Origin of the sequence: Amycolatopsis sp. VS8301801F10 (genome assembly GCF_046195355.1) — a bacterium.
In the GTDB taxonomy this organism is placed as follows: domain Bacteria; phylum Actinomycetota; class Actinomycetes; order Mycobacteriales; family Pseudonocardiaceae; genus Amycolatopsis.
The window spans coordinates 406,718-428,486 of record NZ_CP176065.1; the positions used below are offsets into that span (position 1 = coordinate 406,718).

Genomic DNA, 21,769 nt, shown 5'->3' on the forward strand with positions numbered 1-21,769 from the left:
GGACGCATGGACCTGGCGCGACCGCACCTGCACCCGGGCGACACGGGCGCGGCCATCAGCGGATGGGTGGTGCTGATCGGCTTCGCGGTGGCGTTCGCGCTGCTGGCGCTGGGCATTGTGGTGAGCATCCGGAAGAAACGGCGGCAACGATGAGCATCACCTACGACCCGGCTTCGCCCGTTCCGCCGTTCGAACAGGTCCGGACGTCGCTGGCCAACCAGATCAACGACGGCACCCTCGCGGTCGGCACGAAACTCCCGACGGTGCGCGGACTGGCCGCGGAACTGGGCATCGCCCCGAACACGGTGGCCCGCGCCTACCGCGAACTGGAGGAAGCCGGTCTGCTGGAAACCCGAGGCAGAGCAGGCACTTTCGTCGGCGCGACCGGCGACGAGACACTCTCCCGAGCCCAAGCCGCCGCGGCCACGTACGCCGAGGTGATCCGGGGGTTGGGCTTGTCAGCAGAACAAGGCGTGGCGATCGCGGCGGCAGCCCTGCGCTGATCGCGGCGAGGAATTAGCATCTGGTTTTGTCCGTGCCCGACCCGATGGGAACCTCATGCTGAACTACGTCCTGCCGGGCGCGCTCGTCCTGCTGCTGGTGGTCGTCCTGATCCTGAAATTCACGGTGGGGCGGCCTAAGCAGCCGCCGCAGGCTGGGCCGGGACAGTACCCGGGGCAGCAGGGGCCCGGTGCTCCGTATGGTCAGCAGCCGCAGGGCCAGCACCCGCGGCAGCAATATCCGCCGCAGAATCCGCAGGGCTGACCCGCTTCGTCCTGCGACAAAGCCTTGACCAGGGGAGGGTCTTCATGGCTGTACAACCGTGGCATCTCATCATCCTGCTGCTGATAGCAGGCCTGGTATTCGCGATCGTGCGCGCTTCGGCCAAGAAGAAGCAAGGCCCGCCGCCGGGCTACTTCCCGCCGCAGCAGGGCTATCCGCCGCCCGGCCAGGGCAATCCCCCGCCGGGACCGCAGCAGGGCTATCCCGTCCAGAACTACCCCGGCTATCCGCAGCCCGGCCCGCAGTACCCGCCGCAGCCCGGTGCCCAGTACCCGCCACAGCCCGGTGTCCCGCCGCAGAACCCGCAGTATCCGTACCCGCCGCAGGGCCCCGGTCGGTAGTCAGACCGCGACACGCCGGTCAGGCACTCACATCGCCCGGTAATCCCGCAGCTCAATCCGCGGCCCGAACCGCGGCCGCCGAGCCCCGGCTGCCGCCAGGTACCGGATCGCTCGCTGTCGTTGCGGTGCGTACGGCGCGAGCACCTCCGCCATCTCCGCGTCGTCGATCTTCCGGCCGAGCAGCGTGTGCCCGACCACCGCCGGGATGTTGTAGTCGCCGAAGCTGACCGCGTCCGGATCGCCCCACGCGCGCTGGGCGATCTCCGCCGCCGTCCACACGCCGATGCCGCGCACCTTCCGCAGCCACGCGCGTCCCTCGAGCCCGCGCAACTGCACCGCTTCTTCGAGCCGCGGAGCGACCCGTGCCGCCTCGATCAGGGCCGAGCGGCGCTTCACGTCCACCCCGATCTTGTGCCAGTTCCAGTCCACAATGGACCGAATGGCGACCGGGTCCGGCGGCACCCGCAGGAAGTCCGGGCCCGGCCCGGGAGCGCGCGTGCCGAACCACCGGCACAGCTCCGCCCACGAGCGGATCGCTTCCTTGCCGCTCACCTTCTGTTCGAGGACCGCCAGCACCAGCGCGTCCCACACCCGGCCGGTCGAACCGAGCCGCAGCCCTGGCGTATCGCGGCGAGCCGCGGCGATCACGTCGTGGTGCGCGACGAATCCGGTGTCGTCATCGTCCGCGCCGAGCAGCGCGGGCACGCCGTCGAGCAGGAACTCCGCGCCCTCGCCCCAAGCCTCGGCCTCGACGACGCCGTCCGGCCGGTGCAGCAGCGCCAGCGTTCCCTTGCCGCCGGGCGTGTTCGCGGCCAGCCACCAGACGCCGCGCTCGCGCCGGAAGTTCAGCGACCCGCGCCCACGGCTCAGCGGACCCAGCACTTGCGCCAGATCCACCGGAAACCCCGGACGCCACTCCATCACGCGTCGCTCGAAAACCGGATGCCGCCGTCCGGCACCGAAACGCCGGGCCAGATCCGCACGCCGTCGAGCAGTTCGCAGCGCGCGCCCACCGACGCGCCGTCGCCGAGCACCACGCCGCGCAGCACCGCACCCTCGCCGACCCGCGCGCCGCGGCCCAGCACCGAATTCTCCACAATCGCGTCCGGGCCGATCACCGCGTCGTCGAACACGACCGAACCGGACACCGTCGCGTCCTTCCCGACGACGGCCCGGGCACCGATCGTCGTCCCGCCGGCGAGTTTCGCTCCGGCGGCGACGGAAGCTCCGTCCAACGCCAGGAACTCGCCGGTCGGGCCGGTCAGCGCGGACGTCGGCGCGACGCCGCGGACCAGATCGGCGCTGCCGCGGACGAAAGCCTCCGGGGTGCCGACGTCGAGCCAGTACGAAGCGTCGACAAATCCGTGCAGATGCGCGCCGTTTTCGAGGAGCCCGGGGAAAGTCTCGCGTTCGACCGACACCCGCCGCCCGGCCGGGATGGTCTCGATCACCGGACGGCGGAAGACGTAGCAGCCGGCGTTGATCTGGTCGGTCGGCGGATTCGGCGTCTTCTCCAGGAAGGCGGTGACGCGCCCGTCGGGGTCGGTCGGCACCGAACCGAACCGGCTCGGATCCGGGACGCGCTGCAGGTGCAGCGTCACGTCCGCGCCGGAGTCGAGGTGGGTGCGCAGCTGGGCGTGCAGGTCGGCCCCGGAGAGGATGTCGCCGTTGAAGACGATCGCGTGGTCGGCGCGGAGCCGGTCGTAGACGTTGCGGATGGCGCCGCCGGTGTCGAGCGGCTCTTCCTCCACCACGTACTCGAGGTCGAGACCGTGCGCGGATCCGTCGCCGAAGTACTCCTCGAACACCTCGGCCCGGTACGACGTGCCGAGCACCACGTGCCGGATCCCGGCCGCGCGGATGCGGGAGAACAGGTGGCTCAGATACGGCGTGCCCGCCGTCGGCAGCATCGGCTTCGGCGCGGACAGCGTGAGCGGGCGCAGCCGCGTGCCCTGGCCGCCGACCAGTACGACGGCGTCGACCTCGACCTCGGACGTCACAGAAATCTCCTTTGTATCACGCACCGCTGAGCGACAAGCCGCGGGAAACGTGGGCGGCGCGGGCCCCGAGGGCCTACCCTAGACAGGAAACAGGCGGGCCTTTCCCGAGAGGCCCCGGGTCAGTCGGGAGGCCGAGGGGAATGGACCCCCGCGATCGCGCGGACGCTCTGCTCGCACGCGCACGATCCCGCGGCGCCTTCGTGGTGACGCCGGACAACATGACGTCTCCGATGGATTCCTCCAGCACCCAGCAGATCTCCGCCTCGGTGGTCTCCGGGCTGGACCCGGACACGACGACGCAGCTGCCCGCGTCGCTGATCGAAGAGAACGACCATCCGCTGGCCGCGGGCACGCGCACCCAGCCGTCGCCGCATCCGCTGGCCCAGCCGACGCCGACGCGGCCGCTCGAGGTCCCGGGCCCGCAGAACACCGCGCCGCAGCCGACGGTGCCGAGCCCGGCCGGTCCGCAGCCGACGACGCCGCTGGTCCCGCGCCCGCAGGCGAAGCCGGTGGCGAGCCCGCTGAAGGAACCGGCCGAGGAGGAAATGACCGGCCTGGTCCCGACGATCAAGCAGAACAGCGGACGGTCCAATCTGTCCCGCCGGCTCGACGGGCTGTGATCTTCGCGGGGTTCCGCGGCTGATCTTGACGACGGCGAAGGGTTGCCGCGGCTGAGCATCCGGAAGGCCGGGTGTCCTTTGCGGACCTCAGCCCTTGCGCGTCTCCAGCTTCACCCGCAGCGCCAGCCCCAGCTTCACCGCCGCCAGCACCGGCTTCCACCGCAGTCCCTGGTGCCGGTCGGCGAGGTAGCGGTAGGCGCTCGCGTGGTGGGCGCGCAGCATCTTCGCCGACGCGCGCGCCGTCGAGTGGCCGCCGATGTGCATCACGCTCGACGACGGCGCGTAGACGTTCTGCCAGCCCGCCTTCGCGAGCCGGTCGCCGAGGTCGACGTCCTCGAAGTACATGAAGTAGCGGGTGTCGAAGCCGCCGACGGAGTCGAACGCTTCGCGCCGGAAGAGCTGGCAGGAGCCGGACAGCCAGCCGGACGTGCGCTCGGTCGGCGCGGCGTTCTCCTGGCGGTATTCGCGGGTCCACGGGTTGCCCGGCCAGATCTTGCCGAACACCGCGTGCCCGATCCCGCGCCCGAACGACGGCAGCAGCCGCGCGGACGGGTAGACGGTCCCGTCGAGGTCGTGGATCAGCGGCCCGAACGCGCCCCCGCGCGGCCAGCGCTGGGCGACCTCGAGCAGCGCGTCGAGCGAACCCGGCTCCCATTCGAGGTCCGGGTTGACCACGACGACCCAGCCGTAGCTGTCGTCGAGCGCCGCGACGCCGCGGTTGGCGGCCGTCCCGTAGCCGACGTTCTCGCCGATGCTGACCAGCGTGACGTTCTCGCGTTCGGCGGCCTTCTCCGGCGCACCGTCGGTGGACGCGTTGTCGGCGACGACGACGTGCACGTCGCGGTCAGTCGCCTTGTCGAGCGTGTCGAGGAACTTCTCGAGCGTTTCGCCGGGGAAGTAGGTCACGGTCACGACGCCGACGCGGTCACCATACGTGCGCTGCTCAGTCACCGCGCCATTGTCCACTGCTCACGGACGGCTACGTCAGCCCACCGACCCGGTCACCCGCCGTGACCTCTCAACTGCGCCAGTTCGTCGTCGATCAGCAGGCCCGGGTCGAACTTCATCCCGGTGAAGTGGCCGGCCAATTCGAGCGACAGCACCCCGTGCAGGCGGGTCCAGAAGGCCAGCGCGAGCCGTGCCGCGCCGGTGCTGACGGTGTCGCGCCCGACCCACTCCCGATGGGTTTCCAGGTGGGCTTGGAAGGGCGTCGACTCCGGTTCGCCCTCCCGCGCACTCGCCTCGAGCAGGACTTCCATCACCTCGCTGGAGATCGCCGTCGTGTCCGGCGGCGCGTGGTAGCCGGGCACCGGCGTGCCGTAGAGGAGGAAGTAGCGCTGCGGATCGGCCTTGGCCCAATCCCGGATGACGTGCGCCAGGGCGAGCAGGTCCGCCCCGGAATCCGCCGCCGCCCGGACGGTGTCGGCGAGGCTGCGGAACGCGTCCCGGATCAACGCGGTGATCAGCTCGTCCCGGCCGCGGTAGTACCGGTACAGCGCGGGGACGGTCATGCTCATCTGCTTGGCGATCGCGGTGAGCGACAGCGCGGGCAGCCCCGCTTCGGCGATCTGCTGTCGCGCGTGCTGCTTGATCTCCTCGCGGACCTGCGCGCGGTAGCGCTCCCGCGGTGCCTGTTCGGCCATCGGCTGGTTCCCTTCGTTCCTCTCCGGGCAGTGTAGTTAAGCCCCTTCACTTCCGCTATTGACGTTCACGATCGCGGGCCGGTACGGTCTTCCTCAGCGTTAATGTCGCATACGGCCACGCATCTCGAGCGGCGCGTCTCCGAGTATTTCCGCACCAATATCCACCTGGCGACCAGCGGAATGCTCGTGCCCCGAATGCTGCGCAACGCACTCGAATACACGACCGCCGACCGGATCCTGCTGTCCGGCGATTACCCGTTCCATCAGGTCAACGCCACCGCGGTCACGGAATTCCTGGAGAAATTGCCCAACGAGGAAGACCGGGAAAAGATCGCGCACGCCAACGCGGAAGCCCTTTACCGGCTCCGTTAACGGTTGCGCAAATGCTGGTGCCAGGCTTTTCCGTAAGCCTCGCGGTGCCGATCCGCCGTTGTCGTCCACGAGAATTCCTTGGCCCGCCGCTGCGCCGCGGAAGCCAGCACCGAGCGACGCGACGGATCGGCCAGCAATTCCGTCAGCGCCGCGGCGACATCGCCCGCGCCGACGCCGCAGTACGCGACCGCGTCGCCGCCGACCTCCGGCAGGGAAAGGCGGCGCGTGGTCAGTACCGCGGCCCCGCAGGCCATCGCTTCGAGCACCGGCAGTCCGAAGCCTTCGCCGAGGCTCGGATACGCCACGAGTTCCGCGCCGCCGAGGAATCCGGCGAGCGTGCCGAACGGCAGGTAACCCGCGCGGATCACGCGAAGCCGGTGCGGCACCGCGTCCAGCGCACGCTCGACTTGAGTGTCCCAACCCGGCTGACCAGCGAGTACGAGCGCCGGAGCGTCCCGCTGCCCGGCGACCGCGCGGGCGTAACCGCGGATCAGCGCGGGCACGTTCTTCCGCGGTTCGAGCGCGCCGAGGAACGCGATGTACGGCGTCGAGCCGAGCCCGATCGCCTTGCGCGCCGCCGCGACCTCCTCCGGCGACGGCGGATGGAACCGCTCGCTGTCGACGCCATGGTGGATGATCTCCAGCTCCGCCCGCCGCACCGGGGTCACCCGAGCCAGCTCTACCGCGGTCGCGTGACTGGGAACTACGCACAGTGTCGCCCGGCGCAGCGCGGTGGCCGTCCACGCGCGGAAGAACCGGGCCTTGACCGACGAGTGCAGGACCGCGTCGGTGAAGAACGTCGCGTCGTGCAGCGTGACCACCGAAGCGGCCGGGCTGGCGAGCGGCATCGTGTAGTGCGGCGAGTGCACGACGTCGGCCGCGAGCCGGCGCACGAGCCGGGGCAAGGTGGCCTGCTCCCAGGTCAGCCGGGCAGTGCGCGTCGAGGTCGCGGGCGAGGCGGCGACAATGCGGGAACTGGGCGCGAGCTGACCGTAAAGCGGCAGGTCACGCGGCTGGCAGACCACCGTCAGCCGAGCCCCGTCCTGGTCGAGCGCACCGACGAGCGAGTCCACGTAACGACCGACCCCGCCCCGATCCGCGGGCACCGCGGTCGCGTCGATCAGCACACGGGGATCACCGGTCACGAGTGCAGAGTACGGCGGTCACCCACCGCACAGGTCAGGAACCGGCAAACTGCCGCCGACTCCAGGCGCCGCCACCCTCGCCCACCTGCGCTCACCCGTCTGGGTTCACCCATCCGTGTCACCTCGATCGCAGCCCGAACCCACCGGCTCGACCCGCGGTGCAGCTGCCCGATACCGCCGGACCCTTCGCGCGCCACCCGAAGCGATCCGCCCAGCCGCCGCCCCCGACCACGCCGTCAGCCAGACCGCCGATGCGCTGCCCAAACCGCCTCCGCCGCGGCCCGCCAGGTGAACGTCCGTGCCCGCTCCCGGCCGAGTTTCGCCAGCTCCGCCGCCTTGTCCGGCGACCGCAGCACCTCTTTCAGCGCCCACGCCAGCGCGTCCGCGTCGCCGCGCGGCACCACCAGCCCCGCTCCGCCGGAGACCTCCACCAGCGCCGGGACGTCCGTGTGCACCACCGGCACCCCGATCGCCATCGCTTCCAGCAGCGGCAGCCCGAAGCCCTCGGCGAGGCTCGGCATCGCCAGCACACTCGCCCCGCGCAGCGCCGTCGCCAGTTGCGCGTCGGTCACTTTCCCCAGTACCCGCACCGATTTCAGGCCGCGGTCGGCCGCCAGCCGCACCGGGTCGATGCCGCCCCAGCCGGGCTGGCCTGCCAGCACCAGGCCGACGTCGCCGACCTCGTCCGTGCCGTCGAGCTGCGCCACCGCGTCGACCAGCACGTCCATGCCCTTGCGCGGTTCGATCGTCCCGACCGCCAGCACGTACCGCGACGGCAGGTCGAGCTCAGCGGTCCCCTCCGGCACCGTCACCCCGTGCGGCACGACGCGCACCGGAACGTCCACGTCCAGCAGCACCGCCAGCTCGTCGGCGACCGCCCGGGTCGGCACGATCAGCCCGGACGACCGCCGCGCCGCTCGCGCGATCATCGACCGGTGCCAGCTGACGCCGCGCGCGGTCAGGGTCTCCGGATGCGTCCACGGCACCGTGTCGTGCACCGTGACGGTCAGTGTTCGTCCGGCCGGGGCACGGGGCGGCGCGAACGGGGTCGGCGCGTGCACCGCGGCACCTCCCGGCCACCAGCGCAGGCCCAGCTGCCACAGCGCGACCAGCGCCCTCGGCGGCAACGGCAGCACGCGCGGCCCCTCGACGCCCTCGATCCGGGCCGCGGAGACGTCCGCGTGCCGCGCGACCACGCTGGACACGGTCCAGCCGGGCGGCGCGGTGCGGGCGAGCGCGGGCAGCAGTTCGGCGGTATACCGGCCGGTGCCACCCGGAACGGGGGCGAGCAGCTGCTCGGCGATCACGACCAGTTCGGGCACGCCGCTATTCTCTCGCAGGTGACCAGCGCGGAATCCGGCACCACCGTCGTCGTGGTGACCTGGCGTGGGGAAGACCACCTCGCCGCGTGCCTCGACGCGCTCGCCGCCCAGGACCGTCCACATCGGACACTCGTGGTGGACAACGCCTCAACCGACGGCACCGCAAGGATTCTCGCCGCGCACCCCAGCCGTCCGGAGGTGCTCCGGCTGCGCCGCAACACCGGATACGCCGGCGCGATGGCCCATGCCCTCGACCGGATCGAGACCCCGCGCGTCGCCTGGCTCAACGACGACGCCGCCCCCGAACCGGACTGGCTCGCCAACCTCGAGGACGCCCTCGACGCCCAGCCGCTCGCCGCCGCCGTCACCTCCCGGCTCGAACTGCCCGACGGCAGCACGCAGTCCATCGGCGTCCGGCTCACCGCCGACGGCCACGGCGCCGACCTCACCGAACCCAGCGACGAGGTGTTCGGCTTCTGCGGCGGTGCCGCCTTGCTGCGCACCGACGCCGTGCGCGCGGTCGGCGGGGTCCCGGCGAGCTTCTTCTGTTACTACGAGGACACCGACACCACGTGGCGGCTGCGGCTGGCCGGATGGCACGTCGCCGCCGCGCCGAAGGCACGCGTCCAGCACCTGCACGGGGCCAGCACGAAGCCCGGTTCACCGCGATTTCACCGCTGGAACGAACGCAACCGGTTGCTCATGCTGCTGCGCTGCGCCCCCGCCGCCGTCGCGGTCCGCGAGCTGGCCCGCTTCGCCGCGCTCACCGCGGTGCTTCCGCTGCGCCGGCGCCGTCCGGACGCGGCGAACTTCGACCCGGCGCTGCGGCTGCGGGTGCTGGCGGAGGTCATTCTCCGGCTCCCCCGCACGCTGCGGGAACGCGGTCGCGTAAGCCGGATCTCGGCGCTGGGCCGAGGCGCGATCTGGGATGCCTGGGCTGGCCTTTAAGCTGGGCGGAAATTCGACGGAGGAGCTCGTCTTGGCAGTGGGGGACCCGCAACCGCTCGTCTCGGTGATCGTGGTGAATTACCGCGGCGCCGACGACACCATCACCTGCCTGCGGGCGCTGCGAACCGACCTGGACTACGCGAATGTCGAGCTGATCTGCGTCGACAACGCTTCCGGCGGCGACGACGCGGCCCGCATCCGCGCCGCGGTGCCCGACGTGCGGCTCATCGAATCGCCGGTCAACACCGGATTCGCGGGCGGCTGCAACCTCGGGGCGCACCACGCGAACGGCACCGTCCTCGGCTTCCTCAACAACGACGCGCGGCCCGCTCCGGCGTGGGTTTCGGCGGCCGTCGCCGAGCTGCGCGCGCAGCCGACCGTCGCCGCGGTGGCGAGCAAGGTCCTCGACTGGGACGGCACCGGCACCGACTTCGTGGACGCGGGTCTGACCTGGTTCGGCATGGGCTACAAACGCCACGCGGGCAGCCCCCTCGCGGACGTGCCCGAAGCCGAGCACGACGTCGCCAAGGACGTCCTCTTCGGCACTGGCTCGGCGCTGTTCGTCCGCGCGTCGGTGTTCGCCGAACTCGGCGGTTTCGACGAGCGCTTCTTCATGTTCTACGAGGACGTCGACCTCGGCTGGCGGCTGAACCTGCGCGGCTGGCGCGTCCGCTACGTGCCGGAATCGCTCACCTACCACCGCCACCACGGCACCATGGCCGCCGTCGACGCGCCGGACACCGGCCGCGAGACCTTCCTGCTGGAACGCAACGCGCTGGCCGCGCTGTACAAAAACCTCTCCGACGAATCCCTGGCGCGCGCCCTCCCCGCGGCGCTCGCGCTGGCCGTCCGCCGGGCGACCGCACGCGGCGGCATCGACCCGGATCAGCTGGACCTGGAGAAGGGCGTCGGCCCAGTCGACACCTCGGATATCTCGGTCCCGCGCACCACGCTCGCCGGAGTGCTGGCGGTGGACCGGTTCGTGGAGATGATGCCTTCGCTGGCGGAGTCCCGGGCGGTCGAGCAGGCCGCGCGCGTGCGTACCGATGCCGACCTGCTTCCCTTGCTGCGCAAGGCACTCGAGCCCGCGTACCCGCTGCCGGACTACCTGCGGGCGCACGAAATCCTGGTGGAAGCGTTCGGCATCAAGGACGTCTTCGGACAGCGGCGCAAGATCCTCGTCCTGACCGGCGATTCGATCACCGAGCGGATGGCGGGCCCGGCGATCCGGGCGTGGAACATCGCCTCGACGCTGTCGGCCGAGCACGACGTGCACCTCATCACCACCAACCCGCTGGTCTCGCCGCCGCCCGCGCCCTTCCAGGTCAGCTCGGGCAAACACCGCGACCTCGACGGCCCGATCGAATGGGCCGACGTCGTGATCCTGCAGGGACACGTGCTGGAGCTGGCGCCGTCGCTGAAGAAGCAGCACGAGCACAAGATCGTGGTCGCGGACGTGTACGACCCGATGCACCTGGAGCTGCTGGAACAGGGCAAGGACGCCCCCGACGACCAGCGCGCGCTCGACCTCGCCGGGGTCACCCGCGTCCTCGACGCCCAGCTGGAACGCGCCGATTTCTTCCTGTGCGCCTCGGAACGCCAGCGCCATTTCTGGCTGGGCCACCTCGCCGCGCTCGGCCGGTTGTCCCCTCGGCTCTACGACGCGGACCCGACCACCCAGTCGCTGCTCGCCGTCGTCCCGTTCGGCCTCTCCCCGCAAGCCCCGACGCGCACCGGCCCCGGCCTGCGTTCCGCGCTGGGCATCGGCGAATCCGACCGCGTCGTGCTGTGGGCGGGCGGCGTCTACAGCTGGTTCGACCCGCTGACCCTGATCCGCGCCTTCGACCTGCTCCGCCACCGCCGCGACGACGCCCGTCTCGTGTTCCTCGGCATGAAGCACCCGAACCCCGAGGTCGCCGAGATGGACATCGGCGCCCGGACGATCCGGCTCGCGGATTCGCTGGGCCTCACCGACAAGAACGTTTTCTTCAACGAACAATGGGTCCCGTATTCGGAGCGGCAGAACTGGCTGCTCGACGCGGACTGCGGGGTGACAACGCATTACGAACACGTCGAGACGACTTTCGCTTTCCGCACCCGGGTTCTCGACTACCTGTGGGCCGGATTGCCGATCGTGACGACGGACGGGGACGCGTTCGCCGACCTGGTCCGCGCGGAAGGCCTGGGCGTGGTCGTCCCCGCCGAAGACGCCGGCGCGCTGGCGGACGCACTGGAAAAGTCGTTGTACGACAGGGAATTCGCCGACGCCTGTGTCGAACGAATCCGGGTCGTCGCGCAGCGGTACGCCTGGCCGGAGGCGCTGAAGCCGCTGGTGGAGTTCTGCCGCAACCCGCGTCCGGCCGCGGACCGGCTGCCCGGGAGTGCGGACCTGACCGTCAGCGAACCAGTGCGCGGCACCGCGATGGTCCGGCGGGATTTGGCCCTGGTACGGGAATATCTCGCCGCTGGCGGCCCCGGCGAACTGGCGAGGCGAGCGGCGGGGCGGGTCACGAAGGTGGCGCGGGAGCGGTTGCGCCGTGGCTGACCGTCCGCTGCGCGTCCTGCTAGACGGCACTCCCCTGCTCGGTTCCCGGACCGGAATCGGCCGGTACACCGCCGCGCTGAGCGAAGAGCTGGCTTCCCTGTCCGAAGTGGACCTTCGCGCGGTCGCGTTCACCTTGCGGGGCTGGCGAAAACTGCGTCATGTGTTGCCGCATGGAGTGCAGGCGCGGGGAATGCCGGTTTCGGCGAGGCTGTTGCGGGCTACCTGGCTGCGCACCCAGCTGCCGCCGGTCGAATTGTTCGCCGGGCCGACCGATGTCGTACACGGCACGAACTTCGTCCTCCCCGGCCGCCTCCGCGCCGCCGGAGTTCTGACGATCCACGACCTGGCTTTCCTTGACGCCCCGCAGGAACTGGCCCACTCCGACCGGACGCTGCCGGAACTGGTCCGCCGGGGTGCGCACCGGGCGAACGTCATCTGCACCCCCACCGAGGCGGTCGCGGACTTGGTCGCGGAAAAGCTGGACGTCGACCGGTCGAAGATCATCGCCACTCCGCTCGGGGTGAATCCGGCTTGGTTCACCGCCCGCCCGCCGGACGACGGGGTGCGGGCGAAGCTGCGGTTGCCGGACAAATACCTGCTGTTCGCCGGTGCTGCCGGACCGCGCAAGGGCTTGGACTGGCTGGCGGCCGCCCATGCCGCCGCGCCGGATCTGCCGCCGCTGGTTTTCGCGGGCCCCGGCCCGTTCCCGAGGCTGCCGAGGTCCGGACAGACCGGCTATCTGTCCGATGTGGACCTTCGGACGGTAGTGGCCGGTGCCGCTGCCCTGGTTCTCCCGTCCAGGGACGAAGGCTTCGGACTGCCGGTGCTGGAAGCAATGGCGTCGGATGTTCCCGTCGTCTGCACCGACATCCCCGCCCTGCGCGAAGTAGCGGGAGACTGCGCCACACTGGTCCCCTACGACGACGTAGCCGGCCTCGCCGAAGCACTCCGCCAAGCCGTCACCGACCCGCACGGCCTGGCGACGTCCACCGCCCGCAGAAACCACGCGGCGAGCTTCACCTGGCACAACACGGCGTTGCGCACTCTGGACGCATACCGGCAGGCAACCGAGTCTTAAGCCGGAGAATGCCGCTGGGGCATTCTCCGGTCAGCCGTGGAGATACGAGGTCAAGGCCGTCCGCCACTCCCGCAGCGGAGTCAGTCCCGCGTCCCGCCAAGAAGCGTTGGAAAGCAACGAGTAAGCGGGGCGAGCGGCCGGACGCGGGAATTCCGCGGTAGTGCACGGCTTGACCCGGTCCGGATCCGCGCCGAGCTCCTCGAAAATGGCGCGGGCGAATCCGTACCAGGAAGTCTCGCCGCCGCCGGTGCAGTGCAAAACCTTCCCCGCGGGCCCCCGGCCGGCGGCAATCGCTCCGGCAAGCTCCCAGAGCCCCCGAGCCAGATCAGCCGACCAGGTAGGCGCTCCCACCTGGTCGTCCACCACGGACAGCTCGTCCCGCTCCGACTCCAACCGCCGCATGGTCTCGACGAAATTGGCCCCGGTTTTCCCGTAAACCCAGCTGGTCCGCACCACCCAAGCCGACGCGCCCGACCCGAGTACCGCATCCTCTCCTGCGGCCTTGGTCCGCCCGTAAGCATTCTTCGGCCCCAGAGCGTCATCCACTTCATAAGGCCGATCCCCGTCCCCGGGAAAAACGTAATCCGTGGAGAGGTGAATCAACGGCACGCGTCGCGAAGTACAAGCCGCCGCCAACACTCGCGGCCCGTCGACATTCACCGCGAACGCCCGTGCCTCGTCCGATTCCGCGGCGTCGACCGCCGTATAAGCCGCGGCGTTGATCACCACCGGAACCGCACCGGCAGCCGCGGCCCGCTCGGCCAGCTCCCCGACCGCGGCGATCACCTGGCCCGTCGCCGTGACGTCCAGTTCCGCCGACGAAGGCGCCAGCACCTCCGTTTCCGGGCCCGCGGTGTTCACCAGGTCCCGGCCGACCTGGCCGGAACCGCCGGGAACGAGCACTGCCAGCCGCACCGGCGTACCTCCCTACTGCGACTACTTCGACTACTGCGACAAGGGTTTCAGGACGTGCCGAGCGCGGCGCGGGCCTTCAGCGGCTCCCACCACGCGCGGTTGTCGGCATACCAGCGCACCGTCTCCGCCAGACCGTCCTCGAACGACACCCGCGGAGCGTAACCGAGTTCGCCGCTGATCTTCGTGATGTCGACCGAGTACCGCCGGTCGTGGCCCTTGCGGTCGGCCACCGGTTCGACCATTTCCCAGCCGGCGCCGACCGCCGCGAGCAGGCGTTCGGTCAGCTCCCGGTTGGTCAGTTCGGTGCCGCCGCCGATGTTGTAGATCTCGCCGGGGCGGCCGCCGTCGGCGACCAGCTGGATTCCGTGGCAGTGGTCGTCCACGTGCAGCCAGTCCCGGATGTTCAGACCATCGCCGTAGAGCGGGACTTTCCTGCCGTCCAGCAGGTTCGTCGCGAACAGTGGGATGACCTTCTCCGGGAACTGGTACGGGCCGTAGTTGTTCGAGCACCGCGTGACGCACACCGGCAGTCCGTGCGTCCGGAAGTACGAGCGGGCGATCAGATCCGACGACGCCTTCGAAGCCGAGTACGGCGAATTCGGCTCCAGTACGTGGTCTTCCGACCACGAACCGTCCTGGATGGACCCGTACACCTCGTCCGTCGAGACGTGCACGAACTTCCCGACCCGCGCCTCCAGCGCGGCCTGCAGCAAGGTCTGCGTGCCGAGCACGTTGGTGAGCACGAAGTCCGCCGACCCGAGGATCGAGCGGTCCACATGGGACTCCGCGGCGAAGTGCACGACCAGATCGACGCCGGTCATCAGCTCGGCGACCTGTGCGGCGTCGCAGATGTCGCCGCGCACGAAACGCAGCCGCGGGCTGTCCGCGACCGGCGCGAGGTTCGCCTCGTTGCCCGCGTAAGTGAGCTTGTCCAGCACCACGACCTCGGCATCGGCCAGGGTCGGATACGCCCCCGACAACACCTGGCGCACGTAGTGCGAACCGATGAACCCGGCACCGCCGGTGACCAGGACCCGCATCCCTCATCCACCCTTCCGCCCGACCGGGCAATCTCGCCACCAGCCTACGGGTGGCTTACCTGAGGCTCGGTAGAGTTCGGCAAAGCGCGAAACGCGCTGGGCATCCTGGGGAGGAACAAGTGGCCGAATGGCCGGGGACGCCGCTGCCGGCGCACCGCGGTCGCGGCGCGGTCGTCGTGCTGCGGCGCGGCGGGAAAATCCTGCTGTCCGTCGTGTCCGTGGTCGTGCTGGCGCTGACCTGGTACGGCTGGCAGTTCATCGGCGACCCGCGGGCTGGCTTCTCCACCACGGCGATCTTCGGCGAGCAGGAAGCGCACGCGAAACCGCTCGACGGCGCGATCGACATCCTCCTGGTCGGCCAGGACAGCCGCACCGACGCGCAGGGCAACCCGCTGCCCCGCGAGGTGCTCGACATGCTGCACGCCGGCGAATCGGACGGCGAAAAGCAGACCGACACGATGATTCTCGTGCACATCCCGCAGAACGGGGAGCACGCGATCGCCATCTCCTTCCCGCGCGACTCCTACGTCGAGATCACCGGCGGCTTCGGCAAGCACAAGCTGAACAGCGCGTACGTCTACGCCTACAACGACACCGCCAAGACGCTGCAGGCCAAGGGCAACGCCGACCTCAAGGACGTCGACGAGAAGGCCAAGCTCGCCGGGCGCAAGAACCTCGTCGCGACGCTCGAGAAGTTCATCGGCAAACCGGGCATGATCGACCGCTACGCCGAGGTGAACCTGGCCAGCTTCTACGAGGTCACGAAGGCCATCGGCGGCGTGCAGGTGTGCCTCAAGAACCCGGTCAAGGAAAAGAAGTCGGGCGTCGACCTGCCCGCCGGGAAACAGACCATCGAGGGCGTGCAGGCGCTCGCGTTCGTCCGGCAGCGCTACGGCCTGCAGAACGGCGACCTCGACCGGATCGCGCGCCAGCAGGCGTTCCTGTCCGGGCTGGCGAACAAGGTGCTCTCGTCCGAGGTGCTGGCCAACCCGGTGCGGATCGCGGAGCTCATCGAGGCGGTGAAGAAGTCCGTGGTGCTGTCCTCGGGCTGGGACCTGTCCGAGTTCGCCGCCCAGATGCGCGGGCTGACCGGCGGAAACGTCGAATTCCACACCATCCCCACCGAGGGCAACGCGGTCATCGGCGGCGCGGACGTGCTGCGCGTCGACCCGGCGAAGGTCCGCGCCGAGGTCAACCGGCTGACCTCGGACGGCAGCGCCCCGCCGCCCAGCGACGCGCCGTTGCCCGGAGCCGGCCAGGTCACCGTCGAACTGTTCGACGGCTCCGGTTCGGGCGCCGCCGAGCAGCTGCGGGGCCTGTTGCAGGGCAAGGGTTTCCAGCTCGGCACGAGCACGAAGCTGTCCACCCGCTCCACGACCGTGCTGCGCTACCACCCGTCGGACGAGACCGCCGCCGACCTGGTCCGCCAAGCCCTCGGCGGCAGCGCACAGGCCGAGCCGGACGCCGACGTCGCCGCCGGGCACGTCCGGGTCATCCTCGGCAAGGACGCGCGGGACACCGCCGCAGCGCCGGCCACGACGTCCTCGGCTCCCCCGGCGACTCCGACGACTCCGACGACCCCTGCGGCCCCGCCCTCGTCTGCGCCGTCCGGACCGCCCTCGTCCAGCCCCTCGAACTCACCCGCGCCGCTCATCACGGCGGGCGATGTTCCCTGCGTCAACTAGAGTCGAGCACCCAGCGTGGTGGCGTGCCGCAGGCCGTACGCTGGTGAGCGGGGAGGTAGCCGGGGTGAGCGAAAACCAGGACAAACCGGACCGGACGGCGGATTCCGCCGACAGTCCGGCGGTTTCCGACGCCTCGAACCGGGGATCCGACGGAAAGCCGGAGCCGAAGCACGCCGCCGCTGAACCCGCCGCCGCCGAGGAAACCGAGCCAGCCGCCGAGACCGAGGCCGAGCCGGTAACCGAGGGCGCCGCCGCCGAGGAAACCGACGCCGAGCCGGCAACCCAGAGTGCCGCCGCCGAGGACGAGGCCGCTTCCGAGTGGAAACCCTCGCCGCACCCGCGCGTCGACCTCCCCCAGCCGTCGAACCCGGCGCCGCCGGAACCGCGGCGCCGCACGGGCCGGGTCGCCCGGGTCACCCGCCGCGTCGCGATCGGCCTGGTCTCGCTGCTCGCGCTGAGCGGGACGGGCTACGCGTACGTCACCAAGGACAAGCTGCAGGACAACGTCGCGACCGCCGACGTCCTCACGCCGCGCGAGGGAGAGCCCCCGGCCCCGCCCGCCGACGACGGCGGCACCGACATCCTGCTCGTCGGCAGCGACGCGCGCACCGACCAGCAGGGCAATCCGCTGCCGCTGAGCATGCTGAAGTCGCTGCGCACCGAGGACAAGGCCGGGATCAACACCGACACCATCATCCTGCTGCGGATCCCGAAGAACGGCGGCAAGGCGTCCGCGGTGTCGATCCCGCGCGACAGCTGGGTCGACGTGCCGGGCCGCGGCAAAGCGAAGATCAACTCCGCGTACGGCGTAGCCAAGGCGCACGCCGAGCAGGAGGAACGCGCGCGGGGCGAGCACGACCAGGCGAAGATCGCGCGCGATTCGGACGCCGCCGGGCGGCGGGCGCTGGTCCAGACCGTGCAGGACCTCACCCAGGCCCGCATCGACCACTACGCCGAGGTCAACCTGCTCGGGTTCTACCTGATCACCGAGGCCGTCGGCGGCGTGCCGGTGTGCCTCAACCACGCGACGTCGGACAAGGACTCCGGGGCGAACTTCCGCCGCGGCGTGCAGACCGTGAGCGGCGGCGAGGCGCTGTCGTTCGTGCGCCAGCGCAAGAACCTGCCGAACGGCGACCTCGACCGGATCAAGCGGCAGCAGGCGTTCCTGTCCTCGGCGCTGCGCAAGGTGCTGTCCGCGGGCACGCTCACCAACCCGAGCACGCTGAACAGCCTGATGGACGCGGTGCACCGGTCGTTCGTGCTGGACGACAGCCTCGACGTGCTCGAATTCGCCCAGCAGGTCAAGGGCGTCGCGTCCGGCGACCTGACCTTCGCGACGATCCCGGTGATCACCACGAACGGCCGCAGCGAGGACGGACAGAGCATCGTCGAGATCGACCCGGCCGCGGTGCAGAAGTTCGTGGCCGGACTGGCCGGACGCAGCGCTCCGGCGGGCACCGGAGGCGGCGGCGCGGCGGCCGGAGCGGTGCCGCAGGGCCTGGATTCCGGAATCCCGGGCGTGCCCTGCGTCGACTGACCCCGCGACTAGCCTGGAGGCATGAGCCTCACCGAGCAGCTGCTGCGCCCGCTTCTGGCCTCCCCGGCGAAACCGCTGATCACGCACTACGACGACCGGCTCGGCAGCCGCGTCGAACTGTCCGTGGCGACGACGCAGAACTGGGCCGCGAAAACGGCGAACTGGCTGGTCGACGAGTTCGACGTGGAGCCGGGCGACGCCGTCGCGGTGCGGCTGCCCGCGCACTGGCAGACCGTGGGCGTGCTGCTCGGCGCGTGGTGGTGCGGGGCCCGCGTGGTCGCCGAGACCGAAGGCGCGCGGGTGGTGTTCACCAGCCCGGACGAGGAGATCGACGCCCCGGCCGTCGCGGTGGTGTCGCTCGACCCGATGGGCCGCGGCCTGCCGACCCCGCCGTCCGGCGGAGCGCTCGACTACCTCACCGAGGCGCGGATGTCCGGCGACCAGTTCGTCCCGATGCAGCCGACCCCCGGCGACACGCCCGCTCTCGGTTCCTCCATAGTGGACGAAGTATGGGCGGAAGCCACTGCCCGCGCGGCAAAACTCGGCCTGACCGCGGCAGACCGAGTTTTGTCCACACTGGACTGGACGGTGCCGGACGGCGTACTGGACGGACTGCTCGTCCCGCTCGCCGCGAGCGCGCACCTGGTCCAGGTCACGAACGCCGACCCGGCGAAACTGCCCGCCCGCCGCGAGGCCGAGCGCACCACCGCCGACCTGACCGCGTGAGCGGCGGTTCTCCTCAGGCGTTCTGCAGTTCGGCCGCGCCCTGGCGACGACGCCGGAACAGCACGTGGTCCAGGGACAGCCGGCCGCCGTTGAAGCCCAGCGCCAGCGCGGTGAGGCCGAGCACCAGCACCAGTTCGTAGCCGCCCTCGCCGGTCAGGCCGTGCGCGGCGTGCACCGAGATCAGCGCGCCGGCCATGTTGATCGCGTAGCCGATGGCGACCACCGGCAGCAGGAAGCCGACGACGAACGCGATCGAGCCGAGCAGTTCGAGCACGATCACGAGGAACGCGGAGACGGTCGGCAGCGGGATGCCGATCTGGCTGAACATGTCCGCGGTCGCGCCCACGCCGCTGTTCCATTTCTGCAGGCCGTGGGCGAAGAACACCACCGCGATGCCGATCCGGCCGAGCAGCAGCGCGACGTCCTTGACTCGAGTCAACATGGAGACAGCTCCCCGATAGGTGAAAATTCAACTGACCCGGCCCACGGTAAGGCACTGAACACCGCCGCGGGGGTGTCAGCCAGTGATCGACAGGAAACCGACAGGCACCGAAAACTCGCTGTACACCGGGCCGCGCCCGGCGGTACCGTGCCGCTGACCGCGGGTGTGCGCTGCTCGCGGCCGTGTTTTCGTGTTCCCGACCCGCGAGGAGTTCCGATGCGCCGACAGTCCGATCGACCCCAGTTCGGCCTGTCTCCCGCATCCGAGGACTTCCGCTCGCATGAAAGCACTGACCATCGGCATCCTGGCGCACATCGACGCAGGTAAAACCAGCCTCACCGAACGTCTGCTGTTCGAGACCGGCGTGATCGACCACGCCGGTCGCGTCGACGACGGCGACACCCAAACCGATTCGCTCGACCTCGAACGCCGGCGGGGCATCACGATCAAGTCCGCCGTCGTAGCGGTCAGCACGCCTGGCCACCGGCTCAGCCTCGTGGACACCCCCGGCCACCCGGATTTCATCGCCGAGGTCGAACGCGCTGTCGGCGTGCTCGACGGCGCGGTGCTCGTGGTGTCGGCGGTGGAAGGCGTGCAAGCCCAGACCCGCGTGCTGATGCGCACGCTCGTCCGGCTCGGCATTCCGGTGCTGGTGTTCGTGAACAAGATCGACCGCACCGGGGCGCGCGAGGCTTCCTTGCTGGAATCCTTGCGTACCAAGCTTTCCCCGCACTGTGTCGCGATGAGCACCGTGATGGACCTCGGCACCGCTGACGCACACCCGGTGCCGCTGCCCTTCGACGAACGACTCGCTGACGCACTGGCCGGAGACGACGCCTTCGTCGAGTCCTATGTGGCCGGTACCGCGTCCTCAGTGGATTACCGGGAAGCGTTGACCCGGCAGGTCGCCGCCGCCTCGGTGTATCCGGTCTTCTTCGGCTCCGCGGTCACCGGCGCCGGCGTTCGCGACCTCATCGCCGGGGTTTACGAACTGCTGCCGTCCCGCGAACGCCGCGGAGACGGACCGCTCGACGCCACCGTCTTCAAAATCGAACGCGGCCGTTCGGGCGAGAAAATCGCCTACGTGCGCATGTTTTCCGGCTCGCTCGCCGCACGGCGACCAGTACCGTTCCGACGGGTGGGCGCGGAAGGTGTCGGCCGCCCCTCCGCCGTACGGGTGTTCGAGCACGGCGCGAACCCGGTGCCCGGCGAGGCGCTGGCGGGAGATGTCGCACGGGTCTGGGGCCTGCCGGACATCCGGATCGGCGACCGGTTGGGCGAAAGCGCCGATCTTTCCCAGGACCGGTTCTTCGCCCCGCCGAGCCTGGAAACGCTGGTGTACCCGGCAAATCCGGACCAAACCAGCGCGCTGTACACCGCACTGACCCGGTTGTCCGAACAGGACCCATTGATCAGCATTCGCCGCCGCGACCAGGAAATCACCGTCCGCTTGTACGGCGAAGTGCAGAAGGAAGTAATCCGGACCACCCTTGCCGAAGAATTCGGCATTACCGCCGAATTCGAGGAATCGCGGCCGCTGCTGGTCGAGCGGCTGCACGGGACTGGACACCGCGTGCGCCACCCCGCCCCGGACGAGCGCGTGTTCTTCTGGGCCACCGTCGGCCTTCGCGTAGAACCGGGTCCGCCCGGTTCCGGCACCGACTACCGGTTGGAGGTCGAACTCGGCTCGCTGCCGCTTTCGTTCCACACGGCCATTGAGGACACCGTGCACGAGATCCTGCGCGAAGGCTTGCACGGCCGGGAAGTGATCGACTGCGTAGTCACCCTCACCGACACCGCGTTCTACCCGCCAGTCAGCACCGCCGGGGATTTCCGCGGCATGACCCGGTTAGTGCTGCAGGAAGCTCTTCGCCAGGCCGGAACCCGGGTGTACGAACCAGTTCACGCCTTCGAACTCGAAGCCCCGGCCTCCGCGGTCAGCGCGGTATTACGCAAACTCGTCGAACTGCGCGCAGTGCCCGGCGAGCCAATGCTCACCGGTGACCGGTGCACTGTGGACGGTCATCTCCCGGCCGCCTCGGCACACGAACTGGAACAGGCACTGCCCGCCCTCACCCAAGGCGAGGGCACGCTAGTCACGAATTTCGCCGAATACCGGCTCAAGCCGGGCGGCGGCGGGCCACGTCGAGTTCCGTCCAGCCGCCGTGGGCGGACAACAGCGTGAGAACGCGCTCCGCGAGGGCCGAAAACCGGCGCAGGTCCTCGTGGAGCGCCTTCGCGCGCGCCGAATCGAGCGGCGCGTGGTCGTCCCACCACAGGCACAGCACCGCGCTCGCGCACAGCACCAGCGGCTGAACGAGGTCGGTGAACTCCGCGGACGGTTCGGCCGTTTCCCGGCACGTGCGCTCGATTTCGTCGCACGCGTCGAGCAGCTCGCGCAGCGGACCCACCGCGCCGGACGGGGTGCCGTCCCACGACGCGGTGGGCCACGCGCGGTCGCTCAGCTCGAGCCAGAGCCGCCATCCGGCGACCAGCTCGGCCTCGTCGTGCGGCGTCCAGGTGTCGGGGAGCAGCCAGAACATGTCACCGACTGTGACAGCGGAGCCGGAGCCGGCACAACCGAGTCGGCGAAAGTGTTCGCGTTTGTACCCCGGCGCGGGGGTATC

Annotated in this window: 23 protein-coding genes; 13 read left to right on the forward strand and 10 right to left on the reverse strand. The window is 70.4% G+C overall.

Translation table 11 applies throughout. From position 1 onward, the window contains the following. The first annotated feature begins 6 nt into the window (after positions 1 to 6). From F9C11_RS01900 to F9C11_RS01915, 4 genes are read left to right on the forward strand one after another with little or no spacing between them, the layout of a single operon-like run. Positions 7 to 153, forward strand: coding sequence for an LPXTG cell wall anchor domain-containing protein (locus F9C11_RS01900; protein WP_409183234.1), 147 nt, complete (start codon positions 7 to 9; stop codon positions 151 to 153). Then, the gene (locus F9C11_RS01905; RefSeq protein ID WP_409183235.1) at positions 150 to 503 is read left to right on the forward strand and encodes a GntR family transcriptional regulator; all 354 of its coding nucleotides are present in this window, start codon (positions 150 to 152) and stop codon (positions 501 to 503) included. Before F9C11_RS01900 ends, F9C11_RS01905 begins: the two co-directional genes overlap by 4 nt. A 55-nt stretch (positions 504 to 558) precedes the next feature. Further along, positions 559 to 765 (forward strand): hypothetical protein, encoded by a 207-nt coding sequence (locus F9C11_RS01910; RefSeq protein ID WP_409183236.1) that lies wholly within the window; start codon positions 559 to 561, stop codon positions 763 to 765. 44 nt (positions 766 to 809) lie between these two features. After that, positions 810 to 1,124, forward strand: coding sequence for a hypothetical protein (locus F9C11_RS01915; protein ID WP_409183237.1), 315 nt, complete (start codon positions 810 to 812; stop codon positions 1,122 to 1,124). A 27-nt stretch (positions 1,125 to 1,151) separates the two neighbouring features. Here the strand turns inward: F9C11_RS01915 and F9C11_RS01920 are convergent, their stop codons facing one another. Both F9C11_RS01920 and F9C11_RS01925 read right to left on the reverse strand, forming a co-directional pair. Then, positions 1,152 to 2,045, reverse strand: coding sequence for a DNA-3-methyladenine glycosylase family protein (locus F9C11_RS01920; RefSeq protein ID WP_409183238.1), 894 nt, complete (start codon positions 2,043 to 2,045; stop codon positions 1,152 to 1,154). Next, a complete protein-coding gene (locus F9C11_RS01925) occupies positions 2,045 to 3,124 on the reverse strand; it encodes a sugar phosphate nucleotidyltransferase (protein ID WP_409183239.1) in 1,080 nt (359 codons plus the stop codon). The genes F9C11_RS01920 and F9C11_RS01925 overlap by 1 nt, the downstream gene beginning before the upstream one ends. A 140-nt stretch (positions 3,125 to 3,264) precedes the next feature. Between F9C11_RS01925 and F9C11_RS01930 the strand changes: the two genes are divergently transcribed. Further along, positions 3,265 to 3,744 carry a hypothetical protein gene (locus F9C11_RS01930; protein ID WP_409183240.1) on the forward strand — a complete coding sequence of 160 codons (480 nt, stop codon included), beginning with the start codon at positions 3,265 to 3,267 and terminating at the stop codon, positions 3,742 to 3,744. Positions 3,745 to 3,831: 87 nt separating this feature from the next. Here the strand turns inward: F9C11_RS01930 and F9C11_RS01935 are convergent, their stop codons facing one another. Together F9C11_RS01935 and F9C11_RS01940 are read right to left on the reverse strand one after the other, a co-directional pair. Then, entirely contained in the window at positions 3,832 to 4,695 is an 864-nt protein-coding gene (locus tag F9C11_RS01935; protein ID WP_409183241.1) for a glycosyltransferase family 2 protein, read from the reverse strand. A gap of 50 nt (positions 4,696 to 4,745) precedes the next feature. Beyond that, positions 4,746 to 5,387 carry a TetR/AcrR family transcriptional regulator gene (locus tag F9C11_RS01940; protein WP_409183242.1) on the reverse strand — a complete coding sequence of 214 codons (642 nt, stop codon included), beginning with the start codon at positions 5,385 to 5,387 and terminating at the stop codon, positions 4,746 to 4,748. Positions 5,388 to 5,489: 102 nt separating this feature from the next. Here F9C11_RS01940 and F9C11_RS01945 point away from each other — a divergent pair, with 102 nt between their 5' ends. Then, positions 5,490 to 5,759 carry an amidohydrolase family protein gene (locus F9C11_RS01945; RefSeq protein WP_409183243.1) on the forward strand — a complete coding sequence of 90 codons (270 nt, stop codon included), beginning with the start codon at positions 5,490 to 5,492 and terminating at the stop codon, positions 5,757 to 5,759. On the opposite strand, the gene F9C11_RS01950 is transcribed toward F9C11_RS01945, so the two are convergent. Together F9C11_RS01950 and F9C11_RS01955 are read right to left on the reverse strand one after the other, a co-directional pair. After that, positions 5,756 to 6,886 (reverse strand): glycosyltransferase family 4 protein, encoded by a 1,131-nt coding sequence (locus F9C11_RS01950; protein ID WP_409186788.1) that lies wholly within the window; start codon positions 6,884 to 6,886, stop codon positions 5,756 to 5,758. The genes F9C11_RS01945 and F9C11_RS01950 overlap by 4 nt on opposite strands. Positions 6,887 to 7,140: 254 nt before the next feature. Next, positions 7,141 to 8,226 (reverse strand): glycosyltransferase family 4 protein, encoded by a 1,086-nt coding sequence (locus F9C11_RS01955; protein WP_409183244.1) that lies wholly within the window; start codon positions 8,224 to 8,226, stop codon positions 7,141 to 7,143. Positions 8,227 to 8,244: 18 nt separating this feature from the next. Here F9C11_RS01955 and F9C11_RS01960 point away from each other — a divergent pair, with 18 nt between their 5' ends. The 3 genes from F9C11_RS01960 to F9C11_RS01970 are packed head-to-tail and all read left to right on the forward strand — an operon-like array spanning position 8,245 to position 12,797. Beyond that, on the forward strand, positions 8,245 to 9,174 hold the full coding sequence (locus F9C11_RS01960; protein ID WP_409183245.1) for a glycosyltransferase family 2 protein: 930 nt from the start codon (positions 8,245 to 8,247) through the stop codon (positions 9,172 to 9,174). A 31-nt stretch (positions 9,175 to 9,205) separates the two neighbouring features. Beyond that, on the forward strand, positions 9,206 to 11,719 hold the full coding sequence (locus F9C11_RS01965; RefSeq protein ID WP_409183246.1) for a glycosyltransferase: 2,514 nt from the start codon (positions 9,206 to 9,208) through the stop codon (positions 11,717 to 11,719). After that, a complete protein-coding gene (locus F9C11_RS01970; protein WP_409183247.1) occupies positions 11,712 to 12,797 on the forward strand; it encodes a glycosyltransferase family 4 protein in 1,086 nt (361 codons plus the stop codon). Before F9C11_RS01965 ends, F9C11_RS01970 begins: the two co-directional genes overlap by 8 nt. Positions 12,798 to 12,827: 30 nt before the next feature. On the opposite strand, the gene rfbD is transcribed toward F9C11_RS01970, so the two are convergent. Both rfbD and rfbB read right to left on the reverse strand, forming a co-directional pair. After that, positions 12,828 to 13,712, reverse strand: a complete 885-nt coding sequence (rfbD, locus tag F9C11_RS01975; protein WP_409183248.1) for a dTDP-4-dehydrorhamnose reductase — start codon at positions 13,710 to 13,712, stop codon at positions 12,828 to 12,830. 47 nt (positions 13,713 to 13,759) lie between these two features. Next, a complete protein-coding gene (gene rfbB, locus F9C11_RS01980) occupies positions 13,760 to 14,752 on the reverse strand; it encodes a dTDP-glucose 4,6-dehydratase (RefSeq protein ID WP_409183249.1) in 993 nt (330 codons plus the stop codon). Between the two features lie 119 nt (positions 14,753 to 14,871). Here rfbB and F9C11_RS01985 point away from each other — a divergent pair, with 119 nt between their 5' ends. From F9C11_RS01985 to F9C11_RS01995, 3 genes are all read left to right on the forward strand, one after another. After that, positions 14,872 to 16,437, forward strand: a complete 1,566-nt coding sequence (locus F9C11_RS01985) for an LCP family protein (protein WP_409183250.1) — start codon at positions 14,872 to 14,874, stop codon at positions 16,435 to 16,437. A 64-nt stretch (positions 16,438 to 16,501) separates the two neighbouring features. Further along, on the forward strand, positions 16,502 to 17,974 hold the full coding sequence (locus F9C11_RS01990; RefSeq protein WP_409183251.1) for an LCP family protein: 1,473 nt from the start codon (positions 16,502 to 16,504) through the stop codon (positions 17,972 to 17,974). 21 nt (positions 17,975 to 17,995) lie between these two features. Next, positions 17,996 to 18,700, forward strand: a complete 705-nt coding sequence (locus F9C11_RS01995) for a TIGR03089 family protein (RefSeq protein ID WP_409183252.1) — start codon at positions 17,996 to 17,998, stop codon at positions 18,698 to 18,700. A 13-nt stretch (positions 18,701 to 18,713) separates the two neighbouring features. Here the strand turns inward: F9C11_RS01995 and F9C11_RS02000 are convergent, their stop codons facing one another. Then, the gene (locus F9C11_RS02000; protein ID WP_409183253.1) at positions 18,714 to 19,142 is read right to left on the reverse strand and encodes a DoxX family protein; all 429 of its coding nucleotides are present in this window, start codon (positions 19,140 to 19,142) and stop codon (positions 18,714 to 18,716) included. Positions 19,143 to 19,422: 280 nt separating this feature from the next. Here F9C11_RS02000 and F9C11_RS02005 point away from each other — a divergent pair, with 280 nt between their 5' ends. After that, positions 19,423 to 21,327 (forward strand): GTP-binding protein, encoded by a 1,905-nt coding sequence (locus tag F9C11_RS02005; protein ID WP_409183254.1) that lies wholly within the window; start codon positions 19,423 to 19,425, stop codon positions 21,325 to 21,327. On the opposite strand, the gene F9C11_RS02010 is transcribed toward F9C11_RS02005, so the two are convergent. Continuing rightward, the gene (locus tag F9C11_RS02010; RefSeq protein WP_409183255.1) at positions 21,263 to 21,685 is read right to left on the reverse strand and encodes a hypothetical protein; all 423 of its coding nucleotides are present in this window, start codon (positions 21,683 to 21,685) and stop codon (positions 21,263 to 21,265) included. The genes F9C11_RS02005 and F9C11_RS02010 overlap by 65 nt on opposite strands. Positions 21,686 to 21,769 lie beyond the last annotated feature (84 nt).